At 57.1% G+C, this 18836-nt stretch carries 18 protein-coding genes; 4 read left to right on the top strand and 14 right to left on the bottom strand.

Annotated features, from left to right (window positions below):
• Positions 1 to 58 precede the first annotated feature (58 nt).
• Together RSK20926_RS06000 and RSK20926_RS05995 are read right to left on the bottom strand one after the other, a co-directional pair.
• Positions 59 to 1207, bottom strand: coding sequence for an alkane 1-monooxygenase (locus RSK20926_RS06000; RefSeq protein ID WP_008205107.1), 1149 nt, complete (start codon positions 1205 to 1207; stop codon positions 59 to 61).
• Complete coding sequence (locus RSK20926_RS05995; RefSeq protein ID WP_008205106.1) at positions 1197 to 2615, bottom strand: cytochrome P450; 1419 nt, start codon at positions 2613 to 2615, stop codon at positions 1197 to 1199. Before RSK20926_RS05995 ends, RSK20926_RS06000 begins: the two co-directional genes overlap by 11 nt.
• A gap of 210 nt (positions 2616 to 2825) precedes the next feature.
• On the opposite strand from RSK20926_RS05995, the gene RSK20926_RS05990 reads away from it, so the two are divergent.
• The gene (locus tag RSK20926_RS05990; protein WP_008205105.1) at positions 2826 to 3560 is read left to right on the top strand and encodes a Crp/Fnr family transcriptional regulator; all 735 of its coding nucleotides are present in this window, start codon (positions 2826 to 2828) and stop codon (positions 3558 to 3560) included.
• Between the two features lie 194 nt (positions 3561 to 3754).
• Positions 3755 to 4633, top strand: a complete 879-nt coding sequence (locus RSK20926_RS05985; RefSeq protein WP_008205104.1) for a DMT family transporter — start codon at positions 3755 to 3757, stop codon at positions 4631 to 4633.
• A gap of 6 nt (positions 4634 to 4639) precedes the next feature.
• Here the strand turns inward: RSK20926_RS05985 and maiA are convergent, their stop codons facing one another.
• From maiA to hmgA, 7 genes are all read right to left on the bottom strand, one after another.
• Positions 4640 to 5296 (bottom strand): maleylacetoacetate isomerase, encoded by a 657-nt coding sequence (gene maiA / locus RSK20926_RS05980; RefSeq protein WP_008205103.1) that lies wholly within the window; start codon positions 5294 to 5296, stop codon positions 4640 to 4642.
• Between the two features lie 76 nt (positions 5297 to 5372).
• Complete coding sequence (locus RSK20926_RS05975; RefSeq protein ID WP_008205101.1) at positions 5373 to 5915, bottom strand: VOC family protein; 543 nt, start codon at positions 5913 to 5915, stop codon at positions 5373 to 5375.
• Positions 5912 to 6124 carry a DUF2783 domain-containing protein gene (locus tag RSK20926_RS05970; RefSeq protein ID WP_008205099.1) on the bottom strand — a complete coding sequence of 71 codons (213 nt, stop codon included), beginning with the start codon at positions 6122 to 6124 and terminating at the stop codon, positions 5912 to 5914. The genes RSK20926_RS05975 and RSK20926_RS05970 overlap by 4 nt, the downstream gene beginning before the upstream one ends.
• A gap of 4 nt (positions 6125 to 6128) precedes the next feature.
• Positions 6129 to 7742: an FAD-dependent oxidoreductase gene (locus RSK20926_RS05965; protein WP_008205097.1), complete on the bottom strand. Its 1614-nt coding sequence runs from the start codon at positions 7740 to 7742 to the stop codon at positions 6129 to 6131.
• A gap of 161 nt (positions 7743 to 7903) precedes the next feature.
• Positions 7904 to 8854, bottom strand: coding sequence for an MBL fold metallo-hydrolase (locus tag RSK20926_RS05960; RefSeq protein WP_008205095.1), 951 nt, complete (start codon positions 8852 to 8854; stop codon positions 7904 to 7906).
• Between the two features lie 66 nt (positions 8855 to 8920).
• Positions 8921 to 10180 carry a fumarylacetoacetase gene (gene fahA / locus RSK20926_RS05955; RefSeq protein ID WP_008205093.1) on the bottom strand — a complete coding sequence of 420 codons (1260 nt, stop codon included), beginning with the start codon at positions 10178 to 10180 and terminating at the stop codon, positions 8921 to 8923.
• Positions 10181 to 10298: 118 nt separating this feature from the next.
• Entirely contained in the window at positions 10299 to 11654 is a 1356-nt protein-coding gene (gene hmgA, locus RSK20926_RS05950) for a homogentisate 1,2-dioxygenase (RefSeq protein WP_008205091.1), read from the bottom strand.
• A 70-nt stretch (positions 11655 to 11724) separates the two neighbouring features.
• Here hmgA and RSK20926_RS05945 point away from each other — a divergent pair, with 70 nt between their 5' ends.
• Both RSK20926_RS05945 and RSK20926_RS05940 read left to right on the top strand, forming a co-directional pair.
• Positions 11725 to 12174 carry a MarR family winged helix-turn-helix transcriptional regulator gene (locus RSK20926_RS05945; RefSeq protein ID WP_037254046.1) on the top strand — a complete coding sequence of 150 codons (450 nt, stop codon included), beginning with the start codon at positions 11725 to 11727 and terminating at the stop codon, positions 12172 to 12174.
• Positions 12175 to 12261: 87 nt separating this feature from the next.
• Positions 12262 to 13521: an adenylate/guanylate cyclase domain-containing protein gene (locus tag RSK20926_RS05940; protein ID WP_008205087.1), complete on the top strand. Its 1260-nt coding sequence runs from the start codon at positions 12262 to 12264 to the stop codon at positions 13519 to 13521.
• A gap of 67 nt (positions 13522 to 13588) precedes the next feature.
• Here the strand turns inward: RSK20926_RS05940 and RSK20926_RS05935 are convergent, their stop codons facing one another.
• The 5 genes from RSK20926_RS05935 to RSK20926_RS05915 form a co-directional block, all read right to left on the bottom strand.
• Positions 13589 to 14398, bottom strand: coding sequence for a division plane positioning ATPase MipZ (locus RSK20926_RS05935; RefSeq protein WP_008205086.1), 810 nt, complete (start codon positions 14396 to 14398; stop codon positions 13589 to 13591).
• A 114-nt stretch (positions 14399 to 14512) separates the two neighbouring features.
• Positions 14513 to 16225 carry a tetratricopeptide repeat-containing sulfotransferase family protein gene (locus RSK20926_RS05930; RefSeq protein WP_198136560.1) on the bottom strand — a complete coding sequence of 571 codons (1713 nt, stop codon included), beginning with the start codon at positions 16223 to 16225 and terminating at the stop codon, positions 14513 to 14515.
• A gap of 237 nt (positions 16226 to 16462) precedes the next feature.
• The gene (gene rpmE / locus RSK20926_RS05925; RefSeq protein WP_008205082.1) at positions 16463 to 16684 is read right to left on the bottom strand and encodes a 50S ribosomal protein L31; all 222 of its coding nucleotides are present in this window, start codon (positions 16682 to 16684) and stop codon (positions 16463 to 16465) included.
• 11 nt (positions 16685 to 16695) lie between these two features.
• Positions 16696 to 17070, bottom strand: coding sequence for a 50S ribosomal protein L19 (gene rplS / locus RSK20926_RS05920; RefSeq protein ID WP_008561639.1), 375 nt, complete (start codon positions 17068 to 17070; stop codon positions 16696 to 16698).
• A gap of 262 nt (positions 17071 to 17332) precedes the next feature.
• The gene (locus RSK20926_RS05915) at positions 17333 to 18790 is read right to left on the bottom strand and encodes a M20 family peptidase (RefSeq protein ID WP_008205079.1); all 1458 of its coding nucleotides are present in this window, start codon (positions 18788 to 18790) and stop codon (positions 17333 to 17335) included.
• Between the last annotated feature and the right edge of the window lie 46 nt (positions 18791 to 18836).

Raw genomic sequence — 18836 nt, 5'->3', positions numbered from 1 at the left:
AATGCAGCGGCAGCCTAGGCTGCTGCCGCATTTTCGGCTCTAACAAGGGAATTTGATCCTAACCTGCGCCTTTTGGTGGCGGCAGAGAGCCTGCCTTATAGGCGCTCCAGTCTTCAATCTCGGGGTAGAATTGATTGCGCCAGGCCCGGACCTTCGGGTTGAACAGGCGTCGCCAGAGTGGCGGCACCATGGCCAGTGCTGTCATCGGCGGATATCCCGTTGGCAGCATTGGCACTTCACTTTCGTCATAGACCTGCAGCAGTGGGAAGCGGCGCATCGGGTGCACATGGTGGTCCGCGTGGCGCTGTAGGTTGATCAGCAAAAGCCCGGAGACTCGATGCGCTGAATCCCAGGAGTGGTGCGGTTTCACCGGTTCATAGCGCCCCTCGCCCAGATGTTTGCGGGTCAGCCCGTAGTGCTCGACATAGTTGGTGAGTTCGAGCTGCCAGACCGCAACCAGTGCCTGGAAGGCAAAAAGACCCACCGCAACCCAGCCGCCTATCGCATAGGCCAGGGCCAGAAAGAGCGCCTGTAGGGTGAGATATTTCCAGATCGGATTGGAAAGATGCCAGGCTGAACGCCCGCGCCGGGCCAGCATTGCGCCCTCAGCCCGGCAGGCAGAGCCAAAACCGGTCAGCAGAATTCGCAAGAAAGCCCGGTGAAAGCCCTCGTTATAGCGCGCGGTCACGGTGTCGCGCGGCGTGCCGACATGAGGGTGATGCACCAATAGGTGCTCGGTCCGGAAATGCCCGTAGAGCACCAAGGCCATAAGGAGGTCGCCAAGATTGCGTTCCAACCGGTTGGGTTTATGCATCAGTTCATGGGCATAGACGATCCCCACTGTGCCGGTGGTGACGCCAATCCCAAAGAGGATGCCAAGGGTCTCCAGCGTTGAATAGCTGCTCACATGCGTGAGGTAGTAGAGGGTTCCAAAGACCAGGGAAAACTGGATTGGGAACCAGATCCAGGTCAGCAGCCGGAACCAGAAAAGTGCGGAATCCGGAGTGTTAGGGTCTGGATTTCGTAGATCCTTGCCTAAAACCAGATCCAGCAGCGGCATCAGCACCCAACCGTAAACGGGGATCAGCAGGATGTACCAGCCACCCTGGGTTACAGCCAGGATGACCAGCGGCACAAAGGCCATGGTCATCCAATAGGGCCAGGCCTTTGGCGGCGGGCTGCTGGCAGCAGCGGTGTCAGCGGGCATCTTCGGGACCTTTCTGCAATGGAGTTTCGCTGCGCGGGGTCAGGGCCAGGTGAATGCCCTCCTTGGCGCGCAGGGTCAGATGGGCGACGGGCACCGGCTCTTTGCCGGGCACCAGATCAAAGCGGAAGGCGCGCACCAGCATCGACAGAAGAAGCGGCCCTTCGGCCATGGCAAAGGCAGAGCCGGGGCAGACCCGCGGGCCGATGGAGAAGGGCACATAGGCATTGCGCAGGCAGGCCTTGCCGTTCTCGGTTTCAAAGCGCGAAGGGTCAAACTCGTCGGGCCGCTCCCAAAGGCGTTCGTGACGGTGCAGGTGCCAGGGGCTGATCACCACCTGGGATCCCTTGGCGACTTTGCGCTCGCGGAAATTCTCGGGGCAGCGGGCCTCGCGGACATACATGGGAACCGGCGGGTAGAGCCGCATGGTTTCACGGAAGACGGCCCGCGACTGGCGCAGTTTCGACAGTGTCGAGAAATAGATCTTTTCCGGATCTATCGCCGCCTGCGCCTCAGCGGCCAGCCGTTCTTGCCATTCGGGATAAAGCGCCAGGAGATATAGCGCCCAGGCCAGCGCTGCGGCAGAGGTCTCATGACCGGCGAGAAAGAAGATCGCCACTTGGTCGACCATTTCCTCCGGCTCGAAGCAGCGCCCGGTTTCCGGGTCCGGGGTGGTCATGATCTTGGTTGCCAGATCATCCGGTGCGGTGCCTTCGGCGATGCGTTTGGCGCGTTCATCCACCAGCTGGCGCACCAGCCCGCGAATGGTGCGGGCGGTTTCCTTGGTCTGGCGCGAATGCACACCGGGCAGCCAGCGCGGCAGGGGCAGCAACGCGGCAAGATTGGCCACTGGCTGGCCTGCCTGGTGATTGCGGAAGGTCTGGAAAGCAGCCTGGGCGATTTCATGCTCGATGGGGATCGAAAACAGGGTTCGGAAGATCACATCCATGGCCACATGGCTGGTGACTTCCTCGATCTCAACCGGCTGACCAGAGGCGCGGGGCAGCAGCCGGGCGGTGGCCGCATTGCCGCTGTCCCACATAGAAGGGAAGACCACCCGCAATCGCCCGCCCTCAAATGCAGGATCGATGATCCGCCGCTGGCGTGCCCAAAGCTCGCCGTTGGAAATAAAGATCGACTCGCCCAGAAGCGGTTTCAGGCCTACGCGAATGCGCTCTGACTTGGGGAAATCCATTGCTCTTTGTTTTAGAACAAGGTCGACCAACTCCGGATCGTTGCAAAGGTAGGAGCGAAAGAAGGGCGTGCGCATCTCCGCCATCCAGGCGCGGTAGAGATGCCCGGGCAGCGCGGAAAGGATATCTCGCTTGAACAGCTTGTAATAACCACGCAAGGAAACCTTTCGGGCACGGCTGGTCGGTTTGGGTGGCTGCGGTACCGGGGTGTCAAACAACAGAGATCTCCGGGATGTCGGAATTCAGGGTTTGAACTTTTTAGAGCGTGCAGGGTCCTTGAGATTGACCGTCGTCAACTTGGTTCTGGAAATAAACTGTTTCTTCTGCGTCGGGGCGCCAAACCAAACGGGCCGAAGTAGCGCATCGACCTGGTGATTTGTGATGTGGTAGTTTGGGGAATGAGAAGAGAGGACTAGAAAGAAGCGTTTATGCAAAGCAGCCAACCCCCACGCGCCAGGCAAAATGCACATCCCTGCAGCAAATGTGGTTTCTATGACAACAGTGTCTGGCAGCCTGTCGAAGAGGCGGCAGTCCCTTCATTGCAGCGTGGGTTTTCACGCCGCATTCTGGAAGGAGGACAGCTCCTGTTCAAACAGGGGGAGGCCAGTCACGGGGTGTATTGTGTGTCCAGCGGTCTGATCGCCTTGCGTTGTCATCATGAGGATGGGAGCTCCACCCTGATGCGGCTGGCCTATCCGGGTGAGATTGTAGGGTATCGTTCGTTTCTGAGCAACTTGCCCCACCAAACGGAAGCACGGGCATTGCTGCCTTCGCGGATTTGCACGGTGTCCAAACAAACCGCCGAAAGGGTTGCCGGAGAAACACCAGGAACCTTGGGGCGTTTGGCGAACCGTTGCCTCAAAGAAATTGATCGGAGCCACGAACGCATCATTGCGGCTGCAAAACTCACCAACAAGGAACGGCTGGCAGATCTGCTTTGTCGCCTGATGGCGATACATGGGGGGCAGCAAGGAGCAGAGATCTCTATGCGTCTGCCACTGTCCCGAATGGATCTGGCGGACCTGATTGGTGTGCAGCCTGAAACCATGTCGCGCTTGGTGAAACGCCTGGAAGAGGATGGGTTGTTCTCCTTTGCCGGTCGTGAGGTGCGCATGCCCGTTGCATCCCTGCAAGAAGCGCCAGAGTTGAATAGCCTGGGTTGAACAGCCGATGTGGTTATGCAGTTGGGAGCAGGATCGCTGAAGCGGCGAAAGTGCTCCTAGGCAGCGCCCATTCTGTTCTGCAATGCGCATGAAACGGGTCGCGAGGATTGGCCTGTCAGGACTAGGGTTGAGGGGCGAATTCAAAGGATAGTTCAGTGCCCACTTCCCCAAGTTTAAATCTGACATCAGGTCTCTTGCTGGTCTTGCTCGCCCTTGTGTGGGGTGGGTCCTTTTTCTTTGCCGAAGTGGCCTTGTCTGAACTGCCCCCGCTGAGCGTTACCCTGTTTAGGGTTGCCTTGGCAGTGCCCGTCTTGTTCTTGGTGACCCGCGTAAAAGCTATTCCTATCCCGCGAGAGCCAGGGATTTGGGGGGCTTACCTGGGTATGGGGGCTCTGAACAATGCCTTACCCTTTTCGTTGATTTTCTGGGGGCAAACAGAAATTGAGGGCGGGCTGGCATCGATCCTCAATGGAACAACAGCGATGTTTGGCGCCGTGGTTGCGGGGCTCCTGCTAAAGGATGAACCATTGACGCCGCAAAAGCTGATTGGGGCAGTGCTGGGGTTTCTGGGTGTTGCCGTGATTATGGGGTCGGCGGCGCTCACCTCACTTGATCCGCGCAGTCTGGCACAGATAGCCATATTGGCAGCCGCACTTTCATATGCTTTTGCCAGCGTATGGGGAAAACTGTTTCTGGCAGGGCAGCCACCACTGATGAATGCCTTGGGCATGATTGTGGGCAGTACAGTTTTGATGCTGCCGCTGAGCCTCTATGTTGATGGGGTGCCGCGCCATGATCTTTCCATTTCGGTCTGGGGCGCCCTTATCGGTATCGCGGTCTTGTCTACCGCTTTGGCCTATCTGCTATATTTCGAGATCCTTCGCCTGGCGGGAGCGGCTAATCTGATGCTGGTGACCCTGTTGATCCCACCAGTCGCGATCACTCTTGGTGCGCTCTTTCTCGGAGAGCTGCTGACACAGGAGGCCTTTTGGGGCTTTGCGATTATAGCACTGGGGCTGGTTGTCACTGATGGTCGCCTCCTCAGGCGGATCTTGCGGAGGCGAGCAGTCTAGGAGGGTTCAGGTTCCGGGAGTTCCAGTGTTCGGATTCACTACGTCCGGGTGGGCTTTGGCAAAGGCTGGATGCTTGGAACAGGCTTCTTCAACCGAAACTATGCGCGGCATGTCAGAGAAATCCACCTCCCAGCGCCGCGCATTGTAGAGCTGTGGCATAAGGCAGATATCCGCAATACCTGGCTGGGGTCCAGCGCAATAGGGAGCCTGTTCAAAACCTGCAAGCAGGACCTCAAAGGCTTCGAGGCCGGGGCGAATGAAATGGCGCATCCAACCCCCTGGCATGCCGTCTGCCCCACCCGAGAGTTTGGTGGCATGCTTGGCGACCTGCAGGTTGCACACAGGATGGACATCAACCGCAACAGAATGCGCCAATGCCTGCACCTGGGCGCGGGTCACCGGGTCCTTTGGCAAGAGACCCAGGTCGCGCGTCAGATCCAGATACTCCAGGATGGCCAGGGACTGCGTCAGGCGCAGCCCATCAATTTCTAGAACTGGCACCAGCCCCTGCGGGTTGCGGGCCAGATGCTCTGGGGATTTCTGCTCCCCCTTGACCAGATCGACTGAGATAGCCTGATAGGGGATCCCCGCCAGGTTGAGGGCAATCCGCAAACGGTAGCTGGCCGAAGAGCGCCAGTAGTCAAAAAGAACGGTGTCGTGCATCACAGGTCTTTCCTTGAATAGGAGAGAGGGCAACCGGCGTCACCGATTGCCCAAAACGCTCAAACAGAAGCGGTTGTCAAACCTCGCTCAGTTCTTTGGCATGGAGCCATTCAGCGTGTTTTGGGGCTTTTTTTGTCTTGGACCATTCTTCCAGCATTTCCCATTTCACTGCATCCAGTTTGGCCAGCAGTGCTTCTTCCTTTGGATCGGGGCAGGCCAGCTCAACCCGGTGCCCGTTGGGATCAAAGAAATAGATCGAGTGGAAAATGGAGTGATCGGTCACACCCAATACTTCGACGCCATTGGCTTCAAGGTGATCCTTGAATTCGATCAGCGACTCGCGGTCTTTCACCTTGAAGGCAATGTGCTGCACCCAGATGGGCGTGTTGCGGTCGCGGTCCATCTCGGGTTTGGTCGGCAGCTCAAAGAAGGCCAGCACATTGCCGTTCCCCGCATCCATAAAGATATGCATATAGGGATCCGGCTCATGGGTAGATGGTACGTGATCCTCAGCGATGGCCAGGACAAAGTCCATTTTTAGCATCTTGTTGTACCATTCAACCGTCTCTTTCGCATCCTTGCAGCGATAGGCGACATGGTGGATTTGTTCGATCTTCACGATTGTTCCTCCTCGGAATTGAGCGCAGCTGCCGCCAACGCCTGTTTCAGGATCGCGCGTTCTCCAATGTGGTTGGCCAGCACCAGAAGCAGTCGCGCGTTATAGGCGTCGCTCTCGGCTTTGGTCAGGCCTTCGTGGGCGGCGAGGAGATCTGCGTAGAAATCATCGGCGCCATTGATGTTCGGGGTCAGGATCAGGGTGTCGGACATCTGCTCACTCCTTGCCAACAGCGCGGCGGATCGCGGCGCGGAACTGGGTCTCGTCATAGGACGCACGGCGCGCGGCAACATGCTGGTCCGGGCGAATTAGATAGACACCGCTTTCATGATCGCCGAGGTAGCGCTCTTTCAGCGCTAGGGTCCGGTCATCTTTGACCGACAGAGCCAGCCGCCGAGCGGTAATGCCCGCTTCCTTGATCTCTTCAGGTCCATCCGCATCGATGGTGAGCAGGATGAATTCATTGCCCAGCTTGGGCAGCAGATAGCCATCGCCAAGGGGGGCATCCGGGCAGGAGGAACCGGGCCGGGTGCGGGGGGGACCGTCCAGCAGGGCATCCGCCGAATTGAGCGCCGAACCATCATAGGTGCAAGGCACAGATAGTCGCCCTGAGTTCACCAGGGGGCGTGCGAATTCATGATGTTCGGATAGGTCCAGAACCGCATCGCGCAGCACCCGGCTCATCTCTGACTTGGGCGTGATGAAATCGGTTGATCGGCTGGAATTCAGAATGTTTTCGTCCGCGCCATGGATCCGTTCCTGATCATAGCTATCCAAGAGGCTTTCGGGCGCCTTGCCCTCCATCACCAGCTTCAGTTTCCAGATCAGGTTGTCCGTGTCCTGCAGGCCAGAGTTGGCGCCACGCGCGCCAAAGGGTGAGACCTGATGCGCCGCATCACCGGCAAACAACACGCGACCATGGCGGAATTTCTCCATCCGGCGGCATTGGAAGGTATAGATCGAGACCCACTCGAGCTCGAACTCAACATCATCACCCAACATGGCCTTCAGACGGGGAATGACATTTTCCGGACGCTTCTCGCGCTCTTTGTCGATATCCCAGCCAAGTTGCAGATCGATGCGCCAGACCCCGTCGGGCTGTTTGTGCAACAGGGCGGACTGGCCTTTGTTAAAGGGCGGGTCAAACCAGAACCAGCGCTCGGTGGGGAAGTCCGCTTCCATGATCACATCTGCAATCAGGAAGTTATCCTCAAAAACACGGCCGACAAAATCCAGGCCCAGCATCCGTCGGGTTGGTGAACCTGCGCCATCACAGGCGATTAGCCAATCAGCTTCAAGATTGTAGGACCCTTCGGGCGTGTCGATATCCAGCACAACGTGGTCAGGATGGGTGCCAATAGCTGCCACCTTGTTGCGGCCTCGGATCTCGATCGGGGCCCCTTGCGCCTGCAATTCCTGGACCCGGTTCACCAGATATTCTTCAAAGTAATACTGCTGCAGATTGATGAAGGCAGGCCGCTGATGGCCTTCTTCCGGCAAGAGGTTGAAATCATAGACCTGGCGATCATCAAAGAAGACCTTGCCCACATTCCACTGCACGCCCTTGTCGACCATGGGCTGGCCACAGCCAAGGCGGTCGAGGATTTCCAGCGGGCGTTTGGCAAAACAGATGGCACGGGAGCCAAAGCTCACCTTGTCGTTTTCATCGAGGATCACCACCTCGACACCGCTCTGCGCCAGTTCAATCCCGGCGGCCAACCCGATAGGGCCTGCACCAATCACCACTACCTTGCGGCGCACCGGTGCTCCGGCATCCTGATCCTCATGACGGGCATAAGGATACATCGGGACTTCAAAGATCTTGTTCATCTGGTCTCCTCCCAAATCGGGGTGCCAATCCAAGATTGTAGATGGCACAGCTTCTCTGTTTCCCGGCGCCTCTGCACCGGGAGGATATAGCTATCGTTTCACATGTTTTCGCGAGGTGGCACGATCTGGATCAAAGCGCCTCGCGTTAGGGTCTTTGTGACTTACCCCTGTAGTGCCGCCCACATTTCCAGATCGCGCTCAGCGGTCCAGATGCGCGGGTGGGCAATGCCACGGGCCTCGTCGTAGGCACGGGCCACGTTGAAGGGCAGGCAGTGTTCGTAGATGGCGTAATCGGCAAATTTTGGGTCACATTCTGCGCGCACTGCATCCCAGGCTTCTTTCAGCGAACCGCCACGGGCTGCCACACGTGCGGCAGGCAGATAGGTGCTCTGGACAAAGTCACGGGTGCTTTCAATGGCGCGGTGTACCGCTTCCTTGCCGACTAGCGCGCCGCCACGGCCTGGTGCAATAGCATCCACGTCATAGGCCTTGATATTGTCCAGGGTCTGGCCCCAATCGGCAAAATGACCATCGCCGCAATAGCAGGCAGAGTGATCCTCGACGATGTCACCGGTGAACATGACGTTCTGGTCGGGAACATGAATAATCGCGTCTCCAGCGGTATGCGCACGGCCGATCTGCTTGATATTGACCCGGCGCTTGCCCAGGAAAACGGTCATTTCATCCGAGAATGTCGTTGTCGGAAATGTCAAACCAGGAATACTCTCGTGACCTTCAAACAGACGGGGAAAGCGCTGGAATTCGCTGTCCCAATCTTCCTGGCCGCGCTCCAACACCATGTTATAGGCGGCATTCGACATGATAACCTGCTGGGCGCCAAAGGCCGAGGCCCCCAGCACGCGCACTGCGTGATAATGGGTCAGTACCACATGGGTGATTGGTTTGTCGGTTACCGAACGCACACATTCGATGACCTTGTTGGCCAGGCGGGGCGTGGCCTGGGCCTCGACGATCATCACAGAATCATCGCCAATGATCACACCAGAGTTGGGGTCACCCTCGGCGGTAAAGGCAAAAAGCCCCTCACCGATCTCATCAAAAGTAATCTTCTTTTCGCTCATGTCCCCCTGGGACGCAAATGCCTTGGCCATATCTTCTATCCTTATGTCCGGGTCAGAGGGGGCTTGCCCCCTCCGGAATTTCTTGCTTAAGGGCGCTTATTCAGCAGGCCAGGTCTTGGCGGGCAGGATCTGGCCCACACAATCACCAAAGCCAATGGTATAGCCCTTGCCACGGGCATTGCCGCGCAGGGTTAGCGTATCGCCATCTTCAATGAAGCCACGGGTCTCGCCGGTTTCCAGGGTGAAGGGCTCACGTCCGGCCCAGCTCAGCTCCATCAGCGAACCAAATTCCGAACGTTCCGCCCCTGAGATGGTGCCAGAACCCAACAGGTCACCGGTGTTCATTTCACAGCCGCCAATCGCATGATGGCACAGTTGTTCCGCTGCCGAGTAGTACATCCGATTGTAGTTGGTCTTGGCGATGGAGCTGGCCTGTTCAGCGCCCTCGGGCTGCATCAGCACCTCCAGCTCAATATCATACAACCCATCCTTGCTGCCGTTGAGATAGGGCAGCAGTTCTTTTTCACGCGGTGGGGTCGGTGCCCGGAAGGGGTCAAGCGCCGCGGCCGTGACTATCCATGGCGAGATCGAGGTGCCGAAGGCCTTGCCCTGGAATGGACCCAAAGGCTGATATTCCCAGCCCTGAATGTCGCGGGCGGACCAGTCGTTCAGCAGAACATAGCCAAAGATCATGCCATCGGCCTCGTCCACAGTGATGGGCTGGCCAAATTCGGATCCGGTGCCGACAATGGCGCCCATTTCCAGCTCGATATCCAGGCGCTTGCTCGGCCCAAAAGAGGGCATCTCTGCGTCTGGCGCCTTGATCTGACCATTGGGGCGATGAATGGGCGTACCGGAGATCACAACAGACGAAGCGCGGCCATTGTAGCCAATTGGGATGTGCAACCAGTTGGCAGGCAGATCCGGAGAGCCGCGCAGGATTGCCCCCATGTTTTTGGCGTGCTGCATCCCGGCGTAGAAATCGGTATACTCCGCAACTGCGATCGGCATGTGCAACTCTGCCTCGGCCTGTGCCACCAGCAGCGGCTCCAGTTTTTCCTGCTCTGCAGCACCTTCGCTCAGCAGTGCGGTCAGGCGATCGCGAAGCGCGGCCCAAACGGCGGGGCCCTCTTCCATCATCTCGTTCCAGAAGGGCACTTCGAACAGCGGATAATCCGCCAGTTGCAGCAAGCCAGCCTCTTCAGCGGCCTGGCAATCCAGGATCATGTCGCCAATGGCTACGCCACAGCGCGGATCGCTATCGGCGGTGGAAAACACCCCATAGGGCAGGTTATTCAGTGGAAACGGGTGCGCGGCATCATTGGCCGAGGTAACCCAGGATTTTAGAAGCGGCATAGAGCCTCCAATACGTCTAGCGGGATAGAAACCCGCTTTTTCATTTTGCCGGAAATACCTCCGGGGTGAATGGGCCCCTCAGGCCCAGAGGGGGCAGCGCCCCCATCTTATGTCTTTGTTATTTCATACCGGGCGTGCCGTCGAATTTCTTCTCGATGTCGCTCCAGCAGTCGATGTAGTCATCCTGTAGCGGCGCCTCTTTGGCGGCAAACTCCGTCAGATGCTGCGGGAAGCGGGTCTCGAACATAAAGGACATGGTGTTTTCCAGCTTCTCCGGTCCCAGATTGGAATTCGATGCCCCTTCAAAGGCATTTTTGTCCGGTCCATGCGGGATCATCATGTTGTGCAGTGACATACCGCCAGGAATGAACCCCTGTGGTTTGGCATCATATTGACCATAGATATTGCCCATCAGCTCCGACATGATGTTCTTGTGATACCAGGGCGGACGGAAGGTGTTCTCGGCTACCATCCAGCGTTCGCGGAACAGCACAAAATCGATATTGGCTGTCCCCGGCACGCCAGAGGGCGCGGTCAAAACCGTAAAGATTGAGGGATCCGGGTGGTCAAACAGGATGGCACCCACCGGGCAATAGGTTTTCAGATCGTATTTGTATGGCGCGTAATTGCCGTGCCAGGCCACCACATCCAACGGGCTCTGGCCGATCTTTGTCTCATGAAACTGGCCGCACCATTTCACCGTGAGGGTCGAAGGCACCTCGCGGTCCTCATAAGCCGCCACTGGCGCCTTGAAATCACGGGGATTGGCCATGCAATTCGCACCAATGGGGCCACGACCGGGCAGCTCGAATTTCTGGCCATAGTTTTCGCACACAAAGCCACGCGCTGGGCCGTCCAGTACTTCGACGCGGTAAACCAGCCCACGGGGGATGATAGCGATCTCTTGCGGTTCCAGATCAATAATGCCCAGCTCGGTGGCGAAGCGCAGACGGCCCTCTTGGGGCACTACCAGCAGCTCGGAATCTGCCGAGAAGAAATAGGCATCTTGCATGCTTTCGGTGACCAGATAGACGTGGCTGGCCATACCGACTTGGGTGTTCACATCGCCCGCGGTGGTCATGGTTTTCATGCCGGTGAGCCAGGTCAGATCAGCGCCATCATGGGCCACCGGGTCCCAGCGATACTGGCCGAGGCTCGCCACATCCGGGTCAACACAGGGGGCGGATTTCCAATAGGGCAGATCAATTTTGGTGTAGCGATGCGAATGCTTCACCGAGGGGCGGATGCGGTAGCACCAAGTGCGCTCGGGCGGGTCGGCAGTAAAGGCGGTGCCCGAAAGCTGTTCGCCATAAAGGCCATAGTTGCATTTCTGTGGGCTGTTCATGCCCTGGGGCAGGGCGCCAGGCAGCACCTCAGTTTCAAAGTCATTGCCAAAGCCGGGCATATAGCCCTCGTGCGGGCCGGCAAGAGAGGGGGCCTGGATCATTTCCAGTGGATCAGCAGCTTTGTTCATGTCGCGCGCTCCTTTTCTGCTTGCGGAGTTAATAGTTGATTTTGTAACTAACAAGGGAAAGGACAGCCCCATGACAGAAAAAGATGATTTCGCTCTGCAGGATTTCCTGCCCTATCTCCTTAATCGAGCTGCGGAAGACAGTTCGCTTGAATTCCAGGCTCATTATAAGAATCGCTACGGCATGCTGCGCAATGAATGGCGGGTGCTGTTCCACTTAGGCACATACGGGCAGATGACGGCCAAGGAGATTGGCCAACGCGCCAAAATCCATAAAACTAAGATCAGCCGGGCGGTGGCAAAACTGTCGGAACGGCGGTTTGTTTTACGCAATCGCGATGAGAAGGACCGCCGGTCAGAGCATTTGGCCCTTACCTCGGCCGGAGAAGCGGCCTATCGTGATTTGACAGATCAGGCCAAGACCTATGACCGGCAGCTGGCCAGTCGCTTTAGTCCCGAAGAGGCGGCGCTTTTGCGAAACATGTTGCGCAGGCTTGCAGGTATAGAAGAACCTAGAGGGTGAGGTCTTGACCCCGGGGAAAACAGCCCCAGATAGGCAGGACGCAGGCAGGCGTGACCGTGAGTAGCGGAAGACTGAAAGGCAAATTGGATGAAATGCTTGAACGAAAGAGCGGCGCAGATCATCCCCTGGCTGATCGAGCAGGGGCTGCACAGCAGTGGCCGTCAGGAGCTGCTCAATACCTATTGCGAAAAGTTGGTGGAAATGGGCGTGCCCTTGATGCGTTTCCATTTGGCCCAGCGGGCTTTTCATCCAAAATTTGGCGGGATTGGTTACAACTGGACCCGCAGTGATGGCATCAGTCATGAGCATTACGAACGCCGGGAGACACCGCGCGAAGCCTGGCTGAAAAGCCCGTTTTATATTATGTTGGAACGCGAGCTTGAGTGTTTTCGATCGGACCTCACCGGAGAAAGTCTGGAGCGCTTTCCGCTGCTTGCAGAGCTTAAGGAGCGTGGAGTTACCGACTATTTTGCCCTGACCCAGCGTTTTACCGAAGTGGGAGAGCAGGTGAACCCCAACGCACCGCCTGAAGGGGTTTTGGCGTCCTGGTCGACGGATTCCCCCGAAGGCTTTTCCGAAGAAGATACAGAGCTTTTGAAGTCCGTCTTTCCCGTCTTGGGATTGGCATTGAAATCTATGTCCAACCGGCAGATGGCGAGTGACCTCTTGCAGGTCTATCTGGGCCGGGATCCAGGGCGGAGGGTGCTTTCCGGTGAGTTCCAGCGCGGCTCTTCAACGGAAATCGATGCGGTGATCGGGCTGTTCGATCTTAAGGGCTTCACAAGTCTTGCCGGGCAACTGCCAGGGCAAGAGCTCTTGGACATGCTGAACGACTATTTTGGCATCGCGGTGGAGGCGACCCAGGCCCATGGTGGCAATATCCTCAAATTCCTTGGGGATGGAATGCTGATCATGTTCAACCTGGGCTCGATCGAAGAGGATGCCAAAGCTGCATTGTCGGCGGCTTCAGAGTTTTGCCAAAACATCAGTGCCCGCAACAAAGAACGAGAGGCCGAGGGTCTGCCGATCACGGATTGGACCTTGGCGCTGCACGCGGGTCATATTCTCTATGGCAATATCGGAGCGGAGAACCGCCTCGACTTCACCGTTATTGGCCCAGCGGTCAATCAGACGGCCCGCATTGCCGGGATGCATCGGGCCGTCGGGCAGAATTTGATTTTTTCAGAAGTGGTTCAACAGGCCATCACCGAGAAAGAGCAGGATATGGTGTCCCTTGGACGTTATATGCTGCGCGGTGTTGAAGAGCCTATGGAGCTTTTCACTATCTACCGTCCACATAGCGAAGTGGTGCAGCTGGAGCCGCGTCTTGATGAGGCGGCTGAATAGGGCTTTGCACTCAAGCCTCTGGTAAACGCCCGCTGGAATGTCAGCGGGCGTTTTTCATGGTCGAAGCTTAGATGTCGATCTCTACACCGGGCAGGTTCACGGCCTTCATCATATCGCGCAGCTCCTGGCGGGCGGCGATGTTCGATATGTTGAGTTGTTTAACGCCAATATCCTTGAGGTCCAAAAGTGTTAGCCCGCGTGGAAACAGCTCTCGGAAGATAACGCGCTCAGAGAAGCCGGGGGCTACGCGAAAGCCGATCCGCTTGGAGAGCATATTGATGGCGCGTTCCATCTTTTCTTTGTTCACCATGCGCTGGGTGCCGACCCGGTTGCGGATGACGATCCAGTCGATGGGTTTCAGCCCCGCTTGGGCGCGCAATTGCCGCGCATTCCAGACCATCTCGGAATAGACGGAGGGGCCGGTGATTTTTTCTCCCTTCTGGTCCGTGTGGGCCAGGAGGTCGAAGTCAACAAAACTATCGTTGAGCGGGGTGATCAGCGTATCCGCCAGCGAGTGCGCCACCTGACTGAGCCGAGTATGCGATCCGGGGCAATCGATCAGAATGAAGTCGTTGTCGGGCTCCAGGCTGGAGACCGCGGCCGAAAGCCGGTGATCATAGATATTCTCACCGGGCTGCAGGCTTTCGGGGTCAATGTCCGGAAGCTCATGCAAATCAACGATAGGCAGGTCCAAACCCGCCTTGGTGACAAAGTCCTTACGGTTTTCCAGATACCGGCCCAGCGAGCGCTGGCGCAGGTCAAGATCCAGCGCCGCGATTTTATGACCAAGGCGAGCCAGAGTGGTAGCCACATGCATAGAAACGGTGGACTTGCCAGCGCCGCCTTTTTCATTCCCGACGACTATTATATGCGCCATAGCTGTCCCTTGTACCCCGGATATTGCTCGAATGCCTTCGGGCGGACCCTATAGTGTCTTCGTTCCAAGGAAAAGATTCAGCAGCGCGGATGTAGCCCTTTCATGTGAAAAAAATCACTCGAGCTCAGTACGAAAAAGGCCGCTCATGGCAGCGAGCTGTGCCTGATATGGTGTCCAATCCGGAGTTTTCTTGCGGTAGATCGGCTTCCTGACCTGGAGTGCGGATGCCGTCAGGATCGCTTGGGTTTGCCGCTCCGGGTGCAGGCAGTTTTCGGACCATTCCAGATCGCAGAATTCTACCAATGCTCGTGCTTGTTCCTCTGGGGACTTCGTTAGAGTTTCATGATCCAGATGATGGATGCGATCCGGGTAAAGTTCGTTCCACTGCTGCATTAACTCCATGGACAGGGAATGGAACCGCTCAGCGGCTTCCAGATCATAGGCAAAGCCATTGCCGTCTCCCTGGAAGCAGACTTTGTAAAGCGACCAGCAGTTGTCAGCTGCTGAGCGGGTGGTGTGAACCACCCGGGCCTCTGGGAAGGCTGCAAGCAGGGGGCCGACCCAACGCAGGTTCAGCGGCATCTTGTCAATCAGAACCGGTGCTCCCTTGCTATGGAGCATCATCTTCTCGCTCAGCTCAGCGCGCAGAGCAGCCACTTGCTCGGCAGGCATCGAGTTTTCGCCGGACAGGTTCATCTCTTGCAGATGCTGGACCATCGCAGTGGTGGCGTATTGCAGCTCACCGGCGCCGGTGACGCCATCACAGCCACAGAGGATCTGCTCGGTCAGAGTTGTCCCGGAACGCGGCAGGCCGACGATGAAGATCGGGCGAAAGGGGAGTGCGGAATGCGCTTCGGGAGCGGGTTTGTCAAACACCTGACGTAGGTGAGCAAACAGGGCTTCATCTGCTTCAATCGAATATCCGATCCGATCCCGTTTTAAGTGGTTTCCCTTCTTGAGGTGGGTAAAGGCTGTCTCAAAATCCTTGATGTCTTGATGTGCTTTGTACAGTGCGAATTCTATCTCGATCTGATTAGCTATGGATTGTTCGGGTTGTTTTGCCAGGATCTTCAGAGCTTCTAGATGTGGGTGACCCACTTCATATTGCGTAACCGCAGCGAGATTGCGGTGAGCGGTTGCCGATGTCGGAGCCAGTTCCAGAGCCTTAATGTAGTGCAGCCTTGCCTTTTGGGTATCGCCCTGCGCTTTTGCCAGAACTCCCAGATGGGATTGTGCCTCTGCTACTTCCTGCGGTGGCTCGTTGACCGCATTGTAGCAAAATTCGGCTTCTTCAAAGCAATTGAGGTGATAGAGGGCCAGCCCCAGAATGTTGAGTGTCGCCCCTTTTGACTGACCAGGTTTGAGCCAGGGAGTGAGGAGGTTTACTGTGTCCAGATAGCGACCCATTGCGTTCAGGCAGAGGCCCAGCGTTTGGGCCATGTTCTGGTTTTGGGGGTCTAATTCTAAAGCCTGTGCCAGATGCTGGGCCGCGTCGGAATAACGGCAGAGGTCGAACAGCAGGACACCGATATTAAAATGCGTATGAGCGGAAGGCCCTGAGATCTGCAGGCTACGTTCGAAGAAGGGATATGCCTCTCGCAGTTTGCCAAGCTTGCGCAATGCTGCGCCAGAAAGTTCCAGAAGTGGGACCACGTCCGGATCGCGCCTTAATAGTAATTGAGCACGCTCAAACGCCTCTTTCACTCTAGCGGATTGGAAAAGAGCCAGCGCCTTGTTTACCTCGTCCTGGGTAACAGGATTGAGGTTAAGGGGGGTGTCAGAGAACTTGAAATTCGAACCCCTGCTGGCGCCCTGCATTGCTATCATCGATGTCGCAGACTTGTTGAATTCCGCATTTGGCATGTTTTCGAATCCCAATTTGGTTCCCAGGAGTTTCGGGCAAATTGGTTACGATTTTCGAAAGTTTGTCTGGATCGTGTGGGGGCGTAGCTCCAGGGCAGAATGTGGCCGCGCCCTAGTGGATCGTGCTCTGAAACGTTAGCCTGGCAATAAAAAATGCCGCCCGAAAGGGGCGGCATTTTCGAAACTGCAAAGGTGCGGCGCTTAGAAGCCCAGACCTTCGTATTTCTTTTTGAACTTGGAAACGCGGCCGCCGGCGTCCATCAGGCGGGTGTTGCCGCCGGTCCATGCGGGGTGCACGGTTGGATCGATATCCAGCGCCATGGTGTCACCTTCTTTGCCCCAGGTGGAACGCATCTTTAGGATGGTGCCATCGGTCATTTTGACGTCGATAAAGTGGTATTCGGGATGGGTGTCTTTTTTCATGATACCACTCCTTAGGCTTTTTTGGCTTTGTAGGTTGTATCTTCAGCGATACGTGCGGACTTACCACGGCGCGAGCGCAGGTAGTACAGCTTGGCGCGACGGACGCGGCCACGGCGCACAACGGTGATGCTGTCGATATTGGTCGAGTGCAGCGGGAACACACGCTCCACGCCTTCGCCAAAAGAAATCTTACGAACGGTGAAGGAGCCGGCGATGCCAGAACCATTCTTGCGGCTGATGCAGACGCCTTCATAGTTCTGAACGCGCGAACGCGAACCTTCGGTTACTTTGTAGCCAACACGGATGGTGTCACCGGCTTTGAAGTCGGGGATGTCTTTCCCCAGGGCGGCAACTTGTTCCGCCTCCAGCTGTGCGATCAGGTCCATCTGATCATCTCCTAATTTGCTCGTGGTTTTGTCCACGAAGATTTGCGCGTCCCAAGAGCTCTTAGTCTTCACCGGGTCCCGCTTGTAGCAGCCCGCCAGAGGTCAGTCCGTCCGTTCCTTGTTGTCCGGGCCTGCCTGCGCAGCACTGGCCGAAGAAGACCAGAAACGCTATCTAAGCACACCCCAACGACTCGGACCGCAAAAGCGAATCCAAGCAGGGCTGCTTTACGGCAAATGGCGGGCCCGATCAAGAGCCGCCGGCTCATTGCTTTTGCAGAAGGGCCCCGTAGAAATTGATGCCGCGTTCCAGGTTTTCAATAGAAAGCCTTTCATTGGTGCCATGGATGCGGGGCAGGTCGGAACCGGTGATCTTGAAAGGGTTGATCCGGTAGGCATTTTTGGCTGCCTTGCCATAGTGGCGGGCATCGGTGGCGGCGATGGTTAGGCCGGGCACCGTGGCCAGCGGGCCAAAGGCATCCAGAATTGAGGATTTGATCTGCGCATAGCCCTCGGCCTCCGAAGAAGACACCGGCGAAGCGGGGGTGGCGCGTTCGCTGTCATAGAGGATCTCGACCTTGGGGTCATCGATGGTGCGGCGCACATGCTCGACGATGTCTTTGATGCTGTCGCGTGGGTGGATGCGGAAATTGATCTTAGCCGAGGCCTCTGCTGCCAGCACGTTTTCCTTGCTGGATCCGGTCAGCATTGTAGGGGCCGTGGTGGTCCGCAGCATGGCGTCGGTCGAGGGCGCGCCAGAGAGGATCTTCTCGAGCAGGGGCCGGAACAGCCACTGATTGGCAAAGACCACGCGTTGGCCCAGAGGGAAGTGCTGGCCGAGGCTGTCAAAGAACTCGGCTGAAATGCCGTTCAGCCCGCCGGGCACCGGCTTGTCCTGCAGGCGTGCAACTGCTTGAGAGATGCGCCCCACGGCGGTCGTGCGCGGCGGCATCGAGGAGTGGCCGCCTTCCGCTTTGGCCACCAGCTCCAGCGTCAGAATGCCTTTTTCCGAAAGGTTGATGCTTGCCACCGGCTGCTCCAGACCCGGAATGATCTTGTCGAGCACAAAAGAGCCCTCGTCCAGCATCCAATCCAGTTCCACACCTTGTTCTTTAAGGTGCAGGGTCACGGCAATTGCGCCCAAGCCGCCAACCTCCTCATCGCCGCCAAAGGCGAAATAAATTGTACGCTTGGGCGTGAAACCCTGCTGGATCATGTGCTCCGCTGCGGTGAGGAGCGCAATCGCAGCCCCCTTATCGTCCAAAGTGCCGCGTCCCCAGACAAACCCATCCGCAACGACGCCGGAAAAGGGCTCATACTCCCAAAGATCATGTGAACCCGGAGCGATGGGCACTACATCATAATGTGCTGCCAGAAGGATCGGTGCCTGGCTTGGGTCGCTGCCCTGCCATTTGTACAGCGGCGTCTTGCGGGCCAGTACCTCGCGCGCCATAGTCGTATGCACCGCAGGGTAGGTTTTTTGTAGGAATTCTAGGAAATCCTCGAAATCCGGATGCGTCATCTCCGTTGAAATGGTTTTAAACTTCACAGCTTGCGAAAGGTTGGAGGTGGCTGCTTCAAGATCTGCCCCCAGTTCAAAGACGGGGGCGTCTTCGCTGACGTGTTCTGGTGTGTAGCGAAGCGTATTGAAACCTATCACCGTGACGAGGGTGAGTAGGGCGACAGCCAGCCCCGCCAGAACGCGTTTGATCAGTCGCAGCATCTTGCACCATCTCCCCAAAGTTTTGCGCATATGATGCAGATGGGAG

This window comes from Roseobacter sp. SK209-2-6, from assembly GCF_000169455.1.
Taxonomy (GTDB): domain Bacteria; phylum Pseudomonadota; class Alphaproteobacteria; order Rhodobacterales; family Rhodobacteraceae; genus Pseudophaeobacter.
The sequence above is the reverse complement of the archived record's forward strand: the minus strand, read 5'-3'. Positions and strand labels throughout refer to the sequence as shown.

Bases quoted from the DNA above. Each gene is read 5' to 3' on its own strand.
- RSK20926_RS06000 (WP_008205107.1), bottom strand. From the start codon at position 1,207: ATGCCCGCTGACACCGCTGCTGCCAGCAGCCCGCCGCCAAAGGCCTGG.
- RSK20926_RS05990 (WP_008205105.1), top strand. From the start codon at position 2,826: ATGCAAAGCAGCCAACCCCCACGCGCCAGGCAAAATGCACATCCCTGC.
- maiA (WP_008205103.1), bottom strand. From the start codon at position 5,296: ATGCACGACACCGTTCTTTTTGACTACTGGCGCTCTTCGGCCAGCTAC.
- RSK20926_RS05970 (WP_008205099.1), bottom strand. From the start codon at position 6,124: ATGTCCGACACCCTGATCCTGACCCCGAACATCAATGGCGCCGATGAT.
- RSK20926_RS05965 (WP_008205097.1), bottom strand. From the start codon at position 7,742: ATGAACAAGATCTTTGAAGTCCCGATGTATCCTTATGCCCGTCATGAG.
- RSK20926_RS05960 (WP_008205095.1), bottom strand. From the start codon at position 8,854: ATGGCCAAGGCATTTGCGTCCCAGGGGGACATGAGCGAAAAGAAGATT.
- fahA (WP_008205093.1), bottom strand. From the start codon at position 10,180: ATGCCGCTTCTAAAATCCTGGGTTACCTCGGCCAATGATGCCGCGCAC.
- hmgA (WP_008205091.1), bottom strand. From the start codon at position 11,654: ATGAACAAAGCTGCTGATCCACTGGAAATGATCCAGGCCCCCTCTCTT.
- RSK20926_RS05945 (WP_037254046.1), top strand. From the start codon at position 11,725: ATGACAGAAAAAGATGATTTCGCTCTGCAGGATTTCCTGCCCTATCTC.
- RSK20926_RS05940 (WP_008205087.1), top strand. From the start codon at position 12,262: ATGAAATGCTTGAACGAAAGAGCGGCGCAGATCATCCCCTGGCTGATC.
- RSK20926_RS05935 (WP_008205086.1), bottom strand. From the start codon at position 14,398: ATGGCGCATATAATAGTCGTCGGGAATGAAAAAGGCGGCGCTGGCAAG.
- RSK20926_RS05930 (WP_198136560.1), bottom strand. From the start codon at position 16,225: ATGATAGCAATGCAGGGCGCCAGCAGGGGTTCGAATTTCAAGTTCTCT.
- rpmE (WP_008205082.1), bottom strand. From the start codon at position 16,684: ATGAAAAAAGACACCCATCCCGAATACCACTTTATCGACGTCAAAATG.
- rplS (WP_008561639.1), bottom strand. From the start codon at position 17,070: ATGGACCTGATCGCACAGCTGGAGGCGGAACAAGTTGCCGCCCTGGGG.
- RSK20926_RS05915 (WP_008205079.1), bottom strand. From the start codon at position 18,790: ATGCTGCGACTGATCAAACGCGTTCTGGCGGGGCTGGCTGTCGCCCTA.